This is a genomic window from Streptosporangium sp. NPDC020145 (assembly GCF_040631275.1).
In the GTDB taxonomy this organism is placed as follows: domain Bacteria; phylum Actinomycetota; class Actinomycetes; order Streptosporangiales; family Streptosporangiaceae; genus Streptosporangium.
In genome coordinates this window covers 26,933-40,928 of record NZ_JBEXZT010000009.1, presented here as the reverse complement: position 1 = coordinate 40,928, position 13,996 = coordinate 26,933, and the positions used below count along the sequence as shown (strand labels likewise).

Genomic DNA, 13,996 nt, shown 5'->3' with positions numbered 1-13,996 from the left:
TTCCTCGTCAGAATCGACACGTGGAGAACGCCCGTCGCCCGGGTCGTTTTCTCCTGGAAAATACAAATTCGCAGGCGGCACGGCAATGTCCGGCGCTTTTCGGACGACCGGCCGCGCGGCCCGCGATTCGCGATTGGCGTCCCGTAACGACCGCGCCGTCCCTTCCCCGGCCCCGTGGCGGCGAGGACCCCGCGGGCGCGTCCGCCTAACGGGCACCCGATACACCCCGGCGACACGCCGTCCCGTCAGGGCGAAGACGTGGCGGATAGATCAGTGGGCACAAATGGTGTACATCATGAGGTCGTGGACAACCGGTTGAAGCGTCACGACCTGACCGAGGACGAGTGGGTACGGCTGGCGCCGCTTTTACCCTCGCATCCCCGCAGGGGTCATCGCTGGGCCGATCACCGGGCGACCATCAACGGGGTGTTCTTCCGCAGCCGGGCCGACTGCTCGTGGCGTGCCGTCCCCGAGGTCTACGGCCGGTGGAAGACCGTCTACAACCGCCATCGGCGCTGGTCGACGGACGGCACCTGGGAGACGATCCTGCAGGCGCTGCTCTCGGGCGAGACCGTGCCCGAGCCGGACAGGGCGACGGGCTCAGGTCGCCCCGCGCGCCAGGACATCCGGCCGGGCATGATGTTCGAGGTCGCGCACTGGTGACCGAGGCGGACCGCGTCCCGGGTCCACCGGCCGAGCGCGGCCGTGAACGCCTCATGGCGGCCCTGTCCCGGCGCCCTCGGCGCGTCACGCCTCGATCCTGTGCCCGGGGCACGTACCGGTCCGGCCCGGCACCCCCGGGACGCGGCCGCCCGTTCCCCGCTTTCGGGTGTTCAGCCGCGCGGGCTCAGCCGACGGCCGCCTCCTGGAGGACGACGCGGGCGAGGGCGTCGGCGGCGTCGAGACGGCCGAGGGACTTGGCGGCCTTGGCCATGGTGGCGCGGGCGTGGGGGTCGGCCAGCAACGATCCGAGTTCGGCGAGCAGGTGCTCCGGGGCGGGACCCGCGTCCAGGAGCGCCCTGGCCGCCCCCGCCTCGGCCAGGTAGCGGGCGTTCTGCCGTTGTTCGTCCCCCGCCGACGGGATCAGGGGGATCAGGACGGAGGGCTTGCCGATCGCGGTCAGTTCGGCGATCGTACCGGCGCCGCTGCGGGAGACGACGACGTCGGCGGCGGCGAACACGTGGGCCAGTTCCTCCCCCACGTAGGCCACCGGCTGGTAGCGCTCCGCCAGTTCGGGGGGCAGGGCCGCGGCGGTCCGGTTGAGCCCGTCGATCCAGCCCGCGCCGCACTGGTGGAGCACCTGCGCCCTGGTGAGCAGCGACGGCAGGACGGCCTCGATCATGGTGTTGATCTGCCTGCTGCCCTGTGCCCCGCCGGTCACGTAGACCAGCGGCAGTTCGGGCGACAGACGGAAGTGCCAGCGGCCCGACGGGGCGTTGCCGTTCAGCAGGTGGGGGCGGACGGGATTGCCGGTGACCACGGCACGTTCCCGCGCGGAGGCGGGCAGGTGCTCGACCGACGAGGGATGGGTGAGCGCGACGCGGGTGGCGAAGCGCGCCAGGATGCGGTTGGCCAGGCCGAGCGCGGTGATCTGTTCGTGCATCACCAGCGGCCGGCCGAGCAGTCTGGAGGCCAGTCCCAGCGGCACGCACACGTATCCCCCGGTCGACAGCACCACGTCGGGACGGTAGCGGGCGGCGATGCCGAAGGCCTGCAGGACACCGACGGGGATGCGGAACATGTCAGCGAGATTGGTGAGCAGTTCACGCGGATTGGGGGAACGCCGGAGCTTGCCCGCCTTGATCGCGCGGAACGGGATGCCGTGCTCGGCCGCGACGCGGGCCTCAAGGCCACTCGCCGTACCCACCCAGAGGACGTCGAGGCCGAGGCCGCGGGCGGCGGCCTGCTCGCGCACGGCCGCGACCGTGGTCAGCGCGGGGTAGGTGTGACCGCCGGTTCCGCCTCCGGTGACGAGCATCCGCAGGGGACGGGGGTTTCCGGCGTTCATGTTCGTGTCCTTCCAGCGTTGCGGTCATCCGGGCTCTGGGCCGCGCCGGAGCGTCCGGCGGCCTCGCGCACGCTACCCGGAGTCACGACGAAGATCCAATTCACCGGGTACGGCCACCGCCTCGACGGGTGACAACCGGCCTTCCTGCCCCCGGAGACACGGGAAACGATATTTGCTTCCACCCCCTTCCGAGGGCTTATCCCCGTTTTCCCCATGATGCCGTGACCGCACGGCTCGCGAGCGAATCAGCGGTGTGCGTCGTACGGTGTCCAGCGAAGAGTCATGTCGGGCAGTTTCTCCATGTTCCGCTGGCCGTCGTCGGTGTCGAAGACGGTGAAACCGTGGCGTTCGTAGAAGGCGCGGGCCTCGACGTTGCTCTGGAAGACGTACAGGGAGAGGCCGTCCGGGCTGTGCCGCCTGACCTCGTCGAGCAGGAGCGTGCCGATGCCCTGGCGGCGGATGTCCGGCCTCAGGTAGAGATGTTCGAGCATGTCCCCCTCAAGGGCGGCGTAGCCGACGACCTCTCCGTCCCGCACCGCGACCCAGGTCCGGCACGAGGTGAGCACGACCTCCTCGATCCATCGGGTGACCTGGGCGTGGTCGCGTCTCTGCGGCGGCAGGTACGGCATGGTCACCGCCCGGGAGGTCATGTGGATGTGCGCTATCGCCGCCGCGTCCGCCGTGTTCGCGGGCCTGATCTTCGTCGTCGCCTCTGTGCCGGTCACGGCAGGAACCTACAGCCCCGGCCGGGACAGGAGCCAACGGATAAACCAGCGCAGTCCAGCAAGAACAGGAGATGCATCCGTTATGTCCCCTATGTCCAGAAAGGAAGATATAAGGATCTTCGCCGCCGAGACGCGCGGGAGCCTCCACACAGATACGATCATGAATATGAAGAAGGACATGGGCGCGGCCGGGGAGACGGGCGCCGCATCCGGAACCGCCTTCGATGGCTGAGCCGACCAGGAAGGAGCCCTCAGTAACGGGGAAGGAGCTACCACTCGTCGGAGACGCTCCCAGAGAGCGGGCCGACGCGGCGGAGAATCGGAGAAAGATTCTCTCCGCCGCCCGGCGCATCACGGCCTCCGGCGGTGTGGAGAGCTTGTCAATGGACGAAGTGGCTCAGGTCGCAGGTGTCGGGGTCGGCACGGTCTACCGGCGATTCGGGGATCGGGCCGGTCTGGCGTACGCGCTGATCGACGAGCGAGAACGCACCCTGCAGGCCGCGTTCCTGCACGGACCGCCACCACTCGGGCCGGGGGCGCCAGCCTCCGAACGCATCATCGCCTTCATGGAGGCGTTGGTCGACCGCACCGAGGAACAGGCCGACCTGCTGCTCTTCGCAGAAGCCAGCGCGCCGGAGGCGCGGTACACCGGCGGCTCCTACGCCGCCTACCACCTGCATCTGACGACGCTGCTGCTGAACCTTCGTCCCGACACGGACGTCCACTACCTGGCGGACGCCCTGCTTGCCCCGCTGGCCGCTCCTCTTTACCTGCACCAGCGCAGGACACTGGGCATGGACGTCGAACGGGTGAAAGCCGGTCTGGACGAACTGGTGCGCACACTCAGGCAACCGGACTTCGAGTTCGAAGATCGGCCCCAGCCGGAGCCATCACCCCCCATATAAGCGGAGAAATCTCCGCATGACAAGATCCGTAACCATTCCGTAGTCATGCCGAGAGGCCCTCGCGCGGATGTTCCACGAGGGCCTCTCGGCATGCCGTACTAGTAAATGGGTCGCGAGGAGGAGCGCAGCCGCTCCAGGGCTTCGGCCAGGATCTGAGCGCCGTCCTTGTCGCTGCGACGTTCCTTCACGTAGGCCAGGTGCGTCTTGTAAGGCTCGTTGCGCGGCGGAGCGGGCGGGTTCGCCTCGTCCTGACCGGCGGGAAGACCGCACCGGGGGCAGTCCCAGAACTCAGGGACGGCGGCGTCACTGGCGAAGCTTGGGCGCGTCTCATGCATGTTCGCGCACCAGAACGGAACCCTTACCCGGGGAGCCGCCTCGCCACGCTCCGCCTCCCCCATCGGGCCCGCGCCGACACGACTGCCACGGATCGCGTTGCCACTACCCACGGATGAACTCCTCGCTCGATGGCCCCTGCGCTCGGTTGGATGCGGGGGGCTGAACCACTGTCACGCTTGCGTAGCCGGATCAGGGCCTGAGAATGAGGCCCAACGCGATGATGCACACGAACCAGACCACACCGGTGATGACGGTGAGCCGGTCGAGGTTGCGCTCCACCACGGAGGAGCCACCAAACGACGACGAGAAGCCGCCGCCGAACATGTCCGAGAGGCCGCCGCCCTTGCCCTTGTGGAGCAGAACAAGCAGCACCATCAGCATGCTCGACAAAATGAGGGCGATGGAGATTCCGATTGTCACCGTGACCTGTCCCTGTGTGCGACCCGCGTCCGGGTGTGTCCCTGGATGACGCCTGTGGCGTGACGATTCAAACTTGCTCTAAGAGGGTACGACCTGTTGTCAAGTCGTACCCTCCGAATGGCCCAGTCAGCCGGACATTTCGCTAAAGCGGCAGATTTTGGCGAACTCTCCGGGGTCGAGGCTGGCGCCGCCGACCAGGGCACCGTCCACATCGGGCTGAGCCATGATGCCGGCGACGTTGTCAGACTTGACCGATCCTCCGTAAAGGATACGGACGGCGGCGGCCACCTCGCCGTCATACAGCTCGGCGAGTCGGGAACGCAGCGCCGAGCAGACCTCCTGCGCGTCGGCCGGGGTCGCCACCTCACCGGTCCCGATCGCCCAGACCGGCTCGTAGGCCAGCACGATCGACCTGACCTGCTCCGCGGGGACCTTCCTGAGCGCCCCGTCGAGCTGCGAGACGCTGTGGGAGACCTGGTCACCCGCCCTGCGGACCTCCAGCCCCTCCCCCACGCACAGGATCGGCGTGAGCGAGTTGCGGTAGGCCGCCTGCACCTTGGCGTTGACCACGTCGTCGTCCTCGCGGTGGTACTGCCGCCGCTCGGAGTGCCCGATCACGACGAAGGTGCACCCGAGCTTGGCGAGCATCGCCCCGGAGACCTCTCCGGTGTAGGCGCCCGCGTCGTGCAGGGAGAGGTCCTGCGCGCCGTACAGGAGGCGCAGCCTGTCGCCGTCGATCAGGGTCTGCACGCTGCGCAGGTCCGTGAACGGCGGCAGCACCGCCACGTCGACCTTGTCGAAGTCCTTGTCGTTGAGGGCGAAGGCCAGCTTCTGGGTGGTGGCGATGGCCTCAAGGTGGTTGAGGTTCATCTTCCAGTTGCCGGCCATGAGCGGCTTGCGCGTCGTGCTCATCAGTGGCTCACCGTCTCTCGTCCGCCTTCGTCTCGGTCATGTCCCGGACCCGCCGCCCCCGTGTTCCGGGGACGGCGGGCGGCACGGCGCTCGTCGCGTCGGTCCACCCCTACGCCTCCAGGGCGACGAGGCCGGGCAGGGTCTTGCCCTCAAGGTATTCGAGGCTGGCGCCGCCACCGGTCGAGATGTGCGAGAAACCGTCCTCCGGCAGGCCCAACTGTCGTACGGCGGCGGCGGAGTCACCGCCCCCGACGACCGTGAAGGCCTCCGAACGGATCAACGCCTCAGCCACGGCTCGGGTTCCCCCGGAGAACGCCTCGAACTCGAAGACGCCCATCGGGCCGTTCCAGAACACCGTCCGGGCGTCGGCCAGCTTCGTCGCGAACAGCTCACGGCTGCGCGGGCCGATGTCCAGCCCCTGCCGGTCGGCCGGGATCGCGGTGGCGTCCACGACCTCGTGGTCGGCGTCCTCGGCGAAGTGCGTGGCGGCCAGCACGTCGACGGGCAGGACGATTTCCACGCCGCGCTTGATCGCCTCGTTGAGGAAGTCGCGCACCTGGTCGAGCTGGTCACGCTGCAGCAGCGACTGACCGACCTCGTATCCCTGGGCGGCCAGGAACGTGTAGGCCATGCCGCCGCCGATGAGCAGCCGGTCGACCTTGGTGAGCAGGTTGCCGATGACGCCGAGCTTGTCGGAGACCTTGGCCCCGCCCAGCACCACGGCGTACGGCCTGGCGGGTTCCTCGGTCAGCCTCTTGAGCACCTCGACCTCGGCCAGGACGAGCCTGCCCGCCGCGTGCGGCAGCAGCAGCGGCACGTCGTAGACGCTGGCGTGCTTGCGGTGGACGGCACCGAAGCCGTCGCCGACGTAGAGCTCGGCCAGGGCGGCCAGCTTCTCGGCGAAGGCGGCGCGCACCGCGTCGTCCTTGGACTCCTCGCCCGGCTCGAAGCGCAGGTTCTCCAGCAGCGCCACCTGGCCGTCCTCAAGACCCGCGACGACGGCCTGGGCCGACGGCCCGACCACGTCGGAGGCGAAGGCGACCTCGGCGCCGAGCAGTTCGCCCAGGCGCCTGGCGACGGGGGCCAGGGAGTACTTCGGATTGGGCTCGCCCTTGGGACGCCCCAGGTGGGCGCAGGCGATCACACACGCGCCCTTGCCCGCCAGCTCCTGGATCGTCGGGACCGAGGCCCGGATGCGGCCGTCGTCGGTGATGACGTCCCCGTCCAGGGGGACGTTGAGGTCGACGCGCACCAGGACGCGCCGACCCTTCACGTCGAACTCGGAGAGGTCCTTCATCAGAGGTCGGCGCCGACCAGCTCGATGAGGTCCACGAGACGGTTGGAGTAACCCCACTCGTTGTCGTACCAGCCGACGACCTTGACCTGGTTGCCGATCACCTTGGTCAGGCCCGCGTCGAAGATGCAGGAGGACGGGTCGGTGACGATGTCGGCGGAGACGATCGGGTCCTCGGTGTAGGTCAGGTAGCCCTTGAGCGCGCCCTCGGCGGCGGCCTTGAGCGCGGCGTTGACCTCCTCGACGGTGGTCTCGCGGCTGACGTCGACGGTCAGGTCGGTGGCCGAGCCGGTGGGGATCGGCACGCGCAGCGCGAAGCCGTCGAGCTTGCCCTTCAGCTCGGGCAGCACCAGGCCGATGGCCTTGGCCGCGCCGGTCGAGGTCGGCACGATGTTCAGCGCGGCGGCGCGGGCGCGGCGCAGGTCGCTGTGCGGGCCGTCCTGCAGGTTCTGGTCCTGCGTGTAGGCGTGGATCGTGGTCATCAGACCCTTCTCGATACCGAAGGTGTCGTTGATGACCTTGGCCATGGGGGCCAGGCAGTTGGTGGTGCAGGAGGCGTTGGAGATGACGGTGTGACTGGCCGGGTCGTACTTGTCGTGGTTGACGCCCATCACGACGGTGACGTCCTCGTTCTTGGCCGGGGCCGAGATGATGACCTTCTTCGCGCCGTTCTCGGCGTGCACCCTGGCCTTGTTGGCGTCGGTGAAGAAACCGGTGGACTCCACCACGACGTCCACGCCCAGGTCGCCCCAGGGCAGCTTGGCGGGGTCGCGCTCGGCGAAGGCCTTGATCGTCTTGCCGTCCACGATGATCTCGTCGGCGGTGCTCTTCACCTCGTACGGCAGACGGCCGAGGATGCTGTCGTACTTGAGCAGGTGGGCGAGCGTGGCGTTGTCGGTCAGGTCGTTGACCGCGACGATCTCGATGTCCTTGCCGCTGGCGGCGGCCGCACGCCAGAAGTTGCGGCCGATACGGCCGAATCCGTTGACGCCTACGCGGATGCTCACGGTTCCGGTCTCCTCGTACGTCATGCGCCGGCCGAGAAGACCGGCGACTTGGGCGGGCTGATACCTCAAACACGAACACTATCGGACCCAAATTGGTTTAGACCACTTGCGGGGGCAGGTCTCTTCTCCTTTGCCTCATGCGTAGGTATCGCACTATTCAAGTGAAGTGCCCGGCTTGTCACGATAAATCCGTACAACGCTGCTGTGACCAGCAAAGACATCTCAAAACGATGGCCGGGCATGCGAACGGGCGGTCCCGGAACCGGGACCGCCCGCGAGACGAGGAGACCGGACTACGGCGCCAGCATGTCCACCGTGAGATTCGCCTCGGTGTTGGGGATGCCGATGTCCTGGGCGCGCTTGTCGGCCATGGCCAGCAGGCGGCGGATGCGGCCGGCGATGGCGTCCTTGGTCAGTGGCGGGTCGGCGAGCTGGCCAAGCTCCTCCAGGGAGGCCTGCTTGTGCTCGACCCGCAGACGGCCCGCGATCACCAGATGCTCCGGCGCCTCCTCCCCGAGGATCTCCAGCGCCCGCTGTACCCGGGCCCCCGCCGCGACCGCCGCACGGGCCGAGCGCCGCAGGTTGGCGTCGTCGAAGTTGGCCAGCCGGTTGGCCGTGGCCCGCACCTCGCGGCGCATCCGCCGCTCCTCCCAGGCCAGCACGCTGTCGTGGGCACCGAGCCGGGTCAGCAGCGCGCTGATCGCGTCACCGTCACGGACCACCACGCGGTCGACACCCCGCACCTCGCGCGCCTTGGCGTGGATCTTCAGCCGCCGTGCGGAGCCGACCAGCGCCAGCGCCGCCTCCGGGCCGGGACAGGTCACCTCCAGCGACATGGAACGGCCCGGTTCGGTGAGCGAGCCGTGTGCCAGGAAGGCACCCCGCCAGGCGGCCTCCGCGTCGCAGGTCGCCCCCGCGACCACCTGACGCGGCAGGCCCCGGACCGGACGGCCGTGGTTGTCGATCAGCCCCGTCTGACGGGCGAGGGCCTCACCGTCGCGGTAGACCCTGACCACGTAGCGTGACCCCTTGCGCAACCCGGCGGGTGCCAGGACGAGCACCTCCGCCTTGTGCCCGAACACCTCTCCGATGTCCTTGATGAGCCTCCTCGCGGTGACGTTGGTGTCCAGCTCCGCCTCGATCACGATCCGCCCGCCCACCAGGTGCAGCCCGCTGGCGAACCGCAGCAGCGTCGACACCTCGGCCTTACGACAGCAAGGCTTCAGGACCGGCAAGCGGCTCAGCTCGTCTTTCACCACACCTGTCATCGCCATGCGCGTTCGTCCTCCCCCATACAGACCTCATGCGGCCGAGAAACCAGGCTCACAGAAGTTTCTCGCACTCCTGAGCGGCGCTGACCAGGATCAACGCTTCTCACGGAAAATCTCGTCCAGGACGGAGGCAAGACGTTGCGCATCGTGCCGCGGGGAGCCGTCCTCGTCGGCGACCGGGGCCATGACGAGCCGCCCGCCCAGCTCGGCGGCGGCCTTCTCCAGCTCCTCACCGTCCTCGGCGACACCGGTGTCGGCGAGGACCACGTCGATCGTCAGGGAGGGGGCGTGCTGACGCAGCACCTCCAGGTGTTTCTGCGGTGAGAAACCGTCGGTCTCACCCGGCTGCGGGGCCAGGTTGAGTGCGACCAGCCTGCGCGCCCGGGTACGCAGCAGCGCGTCGGCCAGCTCGGGCACCTTGAGGTGAGGCAGCACGCTGGTGAACCACGACCCCGGCCCGAAGACCACCCAGTCGGCTTCGAGCACCGCCTGGACCGCCTCGGGGCAGGCCGGCGGGTCGGTGGGCAGCAGCGAGATCGCGCGAACCCTGCCCGGGGTGAGCGCGCAGGCCACCTGGCCGTACACGGTGCTCACCCGGCCGTCCAGCTCGACCTCGGCGGCGATGTCGAGCGGCACCGAGGCCATCGGCAGGACCCGCCCGTGCGCGCCGAGCAGCCGCCCGACCCAGTCGAGCCCGGCGACCGTGTCACCGAGACGCTCCCACAGGGCGACGATCAGCAGGTTCCCGACCGCGTGCCCGTGCAGGTCGCCCTCGCTGCGGAAGCGGTGCTGGACGACCTCACTCCAGGTGCGGCCCCAATCGTCGTCGCCGCACAACGCGGCCAGGGCCATCCTGAGGTCTCCGGGAGGCAGCACGCCGAGTTCACGGCGAAGCCGTCCGCTCGACCCGCCGTCGTCGGCCACGGTGACGACGGCCGTCAGTTCGGAGGTGACCCTGCGCAGCGCCGACAGCGACGCGTACAGCCCGTGTCCGCCGCCCAGCGCGACGACCTTGAGATCCTCGCTCACTCGCGGCCCACATCCCGGTGGCTCACCTGCACCTCCATTCCTCCCCGATCTCGCAATCGGCCGCCGAGCTGCTCGGCCATCGCGACACTGCGGTGTTTGCCGCCGGTACAGCCGACGGCGAGCGTGGCGTAGCTCTTGCCCTCACGGGTGTAACCGGCGGCGATGATGCCGACCACCTCCTCGTAGGCGTCGAGAAGCTCCTTGGCGCCCGCCTGGTTGAGGACGTAGTCGCGCACGGAGGCGTCCAGACCGTTCATCGGGCGCAGCTCGGGGACCCAGTGCGGGTTGGGCAGGAAGCGGCAGTCGACGACCAGGTCGGCGTCCACGGGCAGGCCGTACTTGTAGCCGAAGGAGACCACGTTGACCCGCAGTCCGGGGCGGTCCTCCCCGCCGAAGAAGGCGACGATCTTGCCGCGAAGCTCGTGGACGTTGAGGTTGGAGGTGTCGATGACCAGGTCGGCGTTGGCACGGACCTCACGCAGGATGCCGCGTTCCCTGGCGATGCCGTCGACCAGCCGGCCCTCCGCCTGCAGCGGGTGCGGGCGGCGGACGTTCTCGAACCTGCGGACCAGTTCCTCGTCGCTGGCCTCAAGGAACACCACCCGCACCGCGACGCCGCGCCCGTCGAGCTCCTCGATCGCGGCGTTGAGGTCGGTGGTGAAGGCCAGGCTGCGCACGTCGACCACGGCGGCCACCTTGTCCGCGGCCAGCTTGACCCGCCCGGCCTCCTCCGCCATGGCGAACAGCAGGCCGGGGGGCAGGTTGTCGATGACGAACCAGCCCAGGTCCTCAAGCGCCTTGGCCGCGGTGCTGCGTCCGGCGCCCGACATGCCGGTGACGATGACGAACGCGGTCTCTCTGTCGTTCATGGGTGCTCCCCCTTCAACGCCGACACAATCGTCTCGGCCGTGGCGGGGCCGATCCCGGGAACCTCGCGGATCTGCTCGGCGGTGGCCTCACTCAGCCGCTTCACGGATCCGAAGTGTTTGATCAGCGCCTGTCTGCGGGCTGGGCCGAGCCCGGGAACCTCGTCCAGGGCGCTTTCCCTCACGCTCTTCGACCGCTTCGACCGATGGTAGGTGATGGCGAAGCGGTGGGCCTCGTCGCGTACGCGCTGCAGGAGGTAAAGGGCCTCACTCGACCGGGGGAGGATCGCCGGCAGGTCCTCTCCTGGCAGCCAGACCTCCTCCAGCCGCTTGGCCAGGCCGCAGACCGCCACGTCGTCGACCCCCAGCTCGTCCAGCGCCCGCTGGGCGGCGGCCGCCTGGGCGGGGCCGCCGTCGACGACGACGAGATTGGGGGGATAGGCGAACTTGCGCGGCCTGCCGGTCTCCGGGTCGAGAGCCGCCCCGGTGCCGGTCCCGCCGGTCTCCGCCGCCGCCCCCGTCTCGACGTCGAGCTCCCCGGTCTCGGAACGTTCCTCCAGGTAGCGTTTGAACCTGCGCGAGATCACCTCGTATATCGAGGCGACGTCACCCTCGGTGGAGTTGACGGAGAACCTGCGGTACTCGCTCTTGCGGGCCAGGCCGTCCTCGAAGACCACCATGGAGGCGACCACGTTGGTGCCCTGGGTGTGGGAGACGTCGTAGCACTCGATCCGCAGCGGCGCCTGGTCGAGCCCGAGCGCGTCGGCGACCTCCTGCAGCGCCCTGCTGCGGGTGTTCAGGTCACTGGCCCTCTTGAGCTTGTGCTGCTTGAGGGCCTCCTTGGCGTTACGCTCGACGGTCTCCATGAGCGTCTTCTTGTCGCCACGCTGCGGGACGCGGATCTCCACCCTGGTCCCGCGGTGCTCGCCGAGCAGTTCGGCGACCGCCTCGGCGTCGGGGGGCATGGCGGGCACCAGGACCTCGCGGGGCAGCGCCTCGGGGGCGGCCTCGCCGTACATCTGGAGCAGGAACTGCTCGACGAGCTCGCCGGGCTCCGCGTCCTCGACCTTGTCCACCACCCACCCGCGCTGGCCCCTGATCCGCCCCGAACGCACGTAGAAGACCTGGACCGCGGCCTCGAGGTTGTCCTCCACCAGGGCGATCACGTCGCAGTCGGTGTTGTCGGCCAGCACCACCGCCTGTTTCTCCATCGCCTGCCGCAGCGCCTGGATGTCGTCGCGCAGCCTGGCCGCGCGTTCGTACTCCTGCTCGGCTGCGGCCTGACGCATCTCACGCTCAAGGCGTTTGGTGAAGCGGCCCGTGTTGCCCGCCATGAAGTCGCAGAAGTCGTCGGCCAGCGCCCGGTGCTCCTCGGCGGTGACCCTGCCGACACAGGGAGCCGAGCACTTCCCGATGTAGCCCAGCAGGCAGGGGCGGTCGATCTGGGCGGCGCGCCGGAACACCCCGGCCGAGCAGCTCCTGATCGGGAAGACCCTCAGCAGGAGGTCCACCGTCTCCCTGATGGCCCAGGCGTGGGAGTAGGGGCCGAAGTAGCGGATGCCCTTGCGCTTGGCGCCGCGCAGCACCTGGACTCTGGGGAACTCCTCCCCCATGGTGACCGCGAGATAGGGATAGGACTTGTCGTCGCGGTATTTGACGTTGAACCGGGGGTCGTACTCCTTGATCCAGGAGTATTCGAGCTGGAGCGCCTCGACCTCGGTGCCGACGACCGTCCAGTCGACGCCGACGGCCGTCGTGAGCATGGTCTGGGTGCGCGGATGCAGCCCGGCGAAGTCCGCGAAGTAGGAGTTGAGTCGCTGGCGCAGGCTCTTGGCCTTGCCCACGTAGATGACCCTGCCACCGGCGTCCCTGAACCGGTAGACGCCGGGGGACTCGGGAATCGTGCCCGGCTCGGGCCGGAAACTCACCGGACCGCCCATAGATCTCGCCACGCCCGAAAGCCTATCGGCCCTCACCGACAGGACCCCTGCCCGGCGAGCCCCGCGCATCCGGTACGGCGCGGGCACGCGGCGCCGCCCCCTCCTGCTCCGGCGCCGCGTGGACCGCCGCTCAGCCCAGGACTATGGAGCCGCCCTCGACCTTGATCTCCTTCTTCTCCAGGGGCCTGCCCGCCGGGCCGTCGGTGACCGAGCCGTCGGTGATGGCGAACTTGCTGCCGTGGCAGGGGCACACGATGACACCGTCGGAAACGCTCCCCACGTCACACCCCTGGTGGGTGCACACGGAGGTGAAGGCCTTGAACTCCCCCGCCTTCGGCTGGGTGACCACGATCTTCTTGTCCTTGAAGACCGTGCCGCCCCCCACCGGGATGTCGGCGGTCTGCGCGAGGGCCTCCTTCTTGCCGGCCACCGGCGAACCCGAGGGCGTCGAGGCCGGGGCCTCCGCGGCCGGCTCGCCGCCGCCTGTACCGCCCCCCTCGCTGCCGCACGCGGTCAGCAGCGCCGCGACCCCGATGCCTCCCGCGCCCAGCATCACCGAGCGACGCGTCGTCTCCGTCATGGTCGTCCTTTCGTCTTCCTGTTCCTGCGGGTACGGCCGGCACACCAGCGCATCGCCGCTGGTTCAGCATGCCGTACCCGCCGTCAGGAGACTGTGAAGAATTACGCATGCGGAAGATTTAATCTTCTCTCATAACGGTCACCGGGGCTCAGACCATGACGATGCCATCGCCGTCGACCCTCAGGGCGTACTCCACCAGCGGGGCCTCGGCCGGGCCCTTGAGGCACTTGCCGGAGTCGGCGGCGAACTCGCTGCCGTGACAGGGGCAGTGGATGACGCCGTCCGCGACCCGGCCGACCGAACAGCCCCGGTGGGGGCAGCTCGCGTTGAAGGCCTTGAACACCCCCGCCTTCGGCTGGGTGATCACGATCTTCCACTTGCTGACGACCTTGCCGCCCCCCACGGGGACGTCCGCGGTCTTGACGATGACCTGCCCCTTGATGCCCGGGGGCACGATGGCCGGCCCCGGCTCGGCGGCGGCGCACCCGGTGAGCGCCGCCCCGCACGCCGCCACGGCGGCGGCACCGATCACATGCCTGCGTGTGGGCGCGGCGAAGCCGTCGTTACCGCTCACTGGGACCTCCCCCGACGTCGCCCGGCCGGGAGGCGGGCATCCTCGTCAAGGATATTGGCGAGGAGTGCCGCCCTCCGGATCGACCCTTGGGTCCCGTTTTGTGGATCTTCATACCTTCTGCGACCGCCC

Annotated in this window: 15 protein-coding genes; 2 read left to right on the top strand and 13 right to left on the bottom strand. The window is 69.1% G+C overall.

Going from position 1 to position 13,996, the window contains the following annotated elements; translation table 11 throughout:
• Window positions 1–303: 303 nt before the first annotated feature.
• Complete coding sequence (locus ABZ463_RS18475) at window positions 304–663, top strand: transposase (RefSeq protein ID WP_352013195.1); 360 nt, start codon at window positions 304–306, stop codon at window positions 661–663.
• A 184-nt stretch (window positions 664–847) separates the two neighbouring features.
• Here ABZ463_RS18475 and ABZ463_RS18470 read toward each other — a convergent pair whose 3' ends face one another.
• Both ABZ463_RS18470 and ABZ463_RS18465 read right to left on the bottom strand, forming a co-directional pair.
• Window positions 848–2,008, bottom strand: coding sequence for a UDP-N-acetylglucosamine--N-acetylmuramyl-(pentapeptide) pyrophosphoryl-undecaprenol N-acetylglucosamine transferase (locus ABZ463_RS18470; protein ID WP_352013196.1), 1,161 nt, complete (start codon window positions 2,006–2,008; stop codon window positions 848–850).
• A gap of 245 nt (window positions 2,009–2,253) precedes the next feature.
• Entirely contained in the window at window positions 2,254–2,733 is a 480-nt protein-coding gene (locus ABZ463_RS18465) for a GNAT family N-acetyltransferase (protein ID WP_352013197.1), read from the bottom strand.
• 224 nt (window positions 2,734–2,957) lie between these two features.
• Here ABZ463_RS18465 and ABZ463_RS18460 point away from each other — a divergent pair, with 224 nt between their 5' ends.
• Window positions 2,958–3,638, top strand: a complete 681-nt coding sequence (locus ABZ463_RS18460; RefSeq protein ID WP_352013198.1) for a TetR/AcrR family transcriptional regulator — start codon at window positions 2,958–2,960, stop codon at window positions 3,636–3,638.
• Between the two features lie 98 nt (window positions 3,639–3,736).
• Here the strand turns inward: ABZ463_RS18460 and ABZ463_RS18455 are convergent, their stop codons facing one another.
• The 11 genes from ABZ463_RS18455 to ABZ463_RS18405 all read right to left on the bottom strand — a co-directional run bounded on the left by ABZ463_RS18455 (window position 3,737) and on the right by ABZ463_RS18405 (window position 13,867).
• Window positions 3,737–4,084, bottom strand: a complete 348-nt coding sequence (locus tag ABZ463_RS18455; RefSeq protein WP_012892502.1) for an RNA polymerase-binding protein RbpA — start codon at window positions 4,082–4,084, stop codon at window positions 3,737–3,739.
• Window positions 4,085–4,163: 79 nt separating this feature from the next.
• Entirely contained in the window at window positions 4,164–4,394 is a 231-nt protein-coding gene (secG, locus tag ABZ463_RS18450) for a preprotein translocase subunit SecG (RefSeq protein ID WP_352013199.1), read from the bottom strand.
• 126 nt (window positions 4,395–4,520) lie between these two features.
• Window positions 4,521–5,306, bottom strand: a complete 786-nt coding sequence (tpiA, locus tag ABZ463_RS18445; RefSeq protein WP_352013200.1) for a triose-phosphate isomerase — start codon at window positions 5,304–5,306, stop codon at window positions 4,521–4,523.
• Window positions 5,307–5,415: 109 nt separating this feature from the next.
• Entirely contained in the window at window positions 5,416–6,603 is a 1,188-nt protein-coding gene (locus tag ABZ463_RS18440) for a phosphoglycerate kinase (RefSeq protein WP_362777302.1), read from the bottom strand.
• A complete protein-coding gene (gene gap, locus ABZ463_RS18435; RefSeq protein ID WP_352013202.1) occupies window positions 6,603–7,607 on the bottom strand; it encodes a type I glyceraldehyde-3-phosphate dehydrogenase in 1,005 nt (334 codons plus the stop codon). Before gap ends, ABZ463_RS18440 begins: the two co-directional genes overlap by 1 nt.
• Window positions 7,608–7,900: 293 nt before the next feature.
• Window positions 7,901–8,881, bottom strand: coding sequence for a DNA-binding protein WhiA (gene whiA / locus ABZ463_RS18430; RefSeq protein ID WP_012892507.1), 981 nt, complete (start codon window positions 8,879–8,881; stop codon window positions 7,901–7,903).
• A 90-nt stretch (window positions 8,882–8,971) separates the two neighbouring features.
• Complete coding sequence (gene yvcK / locus ABZ463_RS18425) at window positions 8,972–9,907, bottom strand: uridine diphosphate-N-acetylglucosamine-binding protein YvcK (RefSeq protein WP_352013203.1); 936 nt, start codon at window positions 9,905–9,907, stop codon at window positions 8,972–8,974.
• Window positions 9,904–10,776 (bottom strand): RNase adapter RapZ, encoded by an 873-nt coding sequence (rapZ, locus tag ABZ463_RS18420; protein ID WP_352013204.1) that lies wholly within the window; start codon window positions 10,774–10,776, stop codon window positions 9,904–9,906. Before rapZ ends, yvcK begins: the two co-directional genes overlap by 4 nt.
• Entirely contained in the window at window positions 10,773–12,713 is a 1,941-nt protein-coding gene (gene uvrC, locus ABZ463_RS18415) for an excinuclease ABC subunit UvrC (protein ID WP_352013240.1), read from the bottom strand. Before uvrC ends, rapZ begins: the two co-directional genes overlap by 4 nt.
• A 130-nt stretch (window positions 12,714–12,843) precedes the next feature.
• Entirely contained in the window at window positions 12,844–13,293 is a 450-nt protein-coding gene (locus tag ABZ463_RS18410; RefSeq protein ID WP_362777299.1) for a Rieske (2Fe-2S) protein, read from the bottom strand.
• A 148-nt stretch (window positions 13,294–13,441) separates the two neighbouring features.
• Window positions 13,442–13,867 (bottom strand): Rieske (2Fe-2S) protein, encoded by a 426-nt coding sequence (locus ABZ463_RS18405; RefSeq protein WP_352013206.1) that lies wholly within the window; start codon window positions 13,865–13,867, stop codon window positions 13,442–13,444.
• Between the last annotated feature and the right edge of the window lie 129 nt (window positions 13,868–13,996).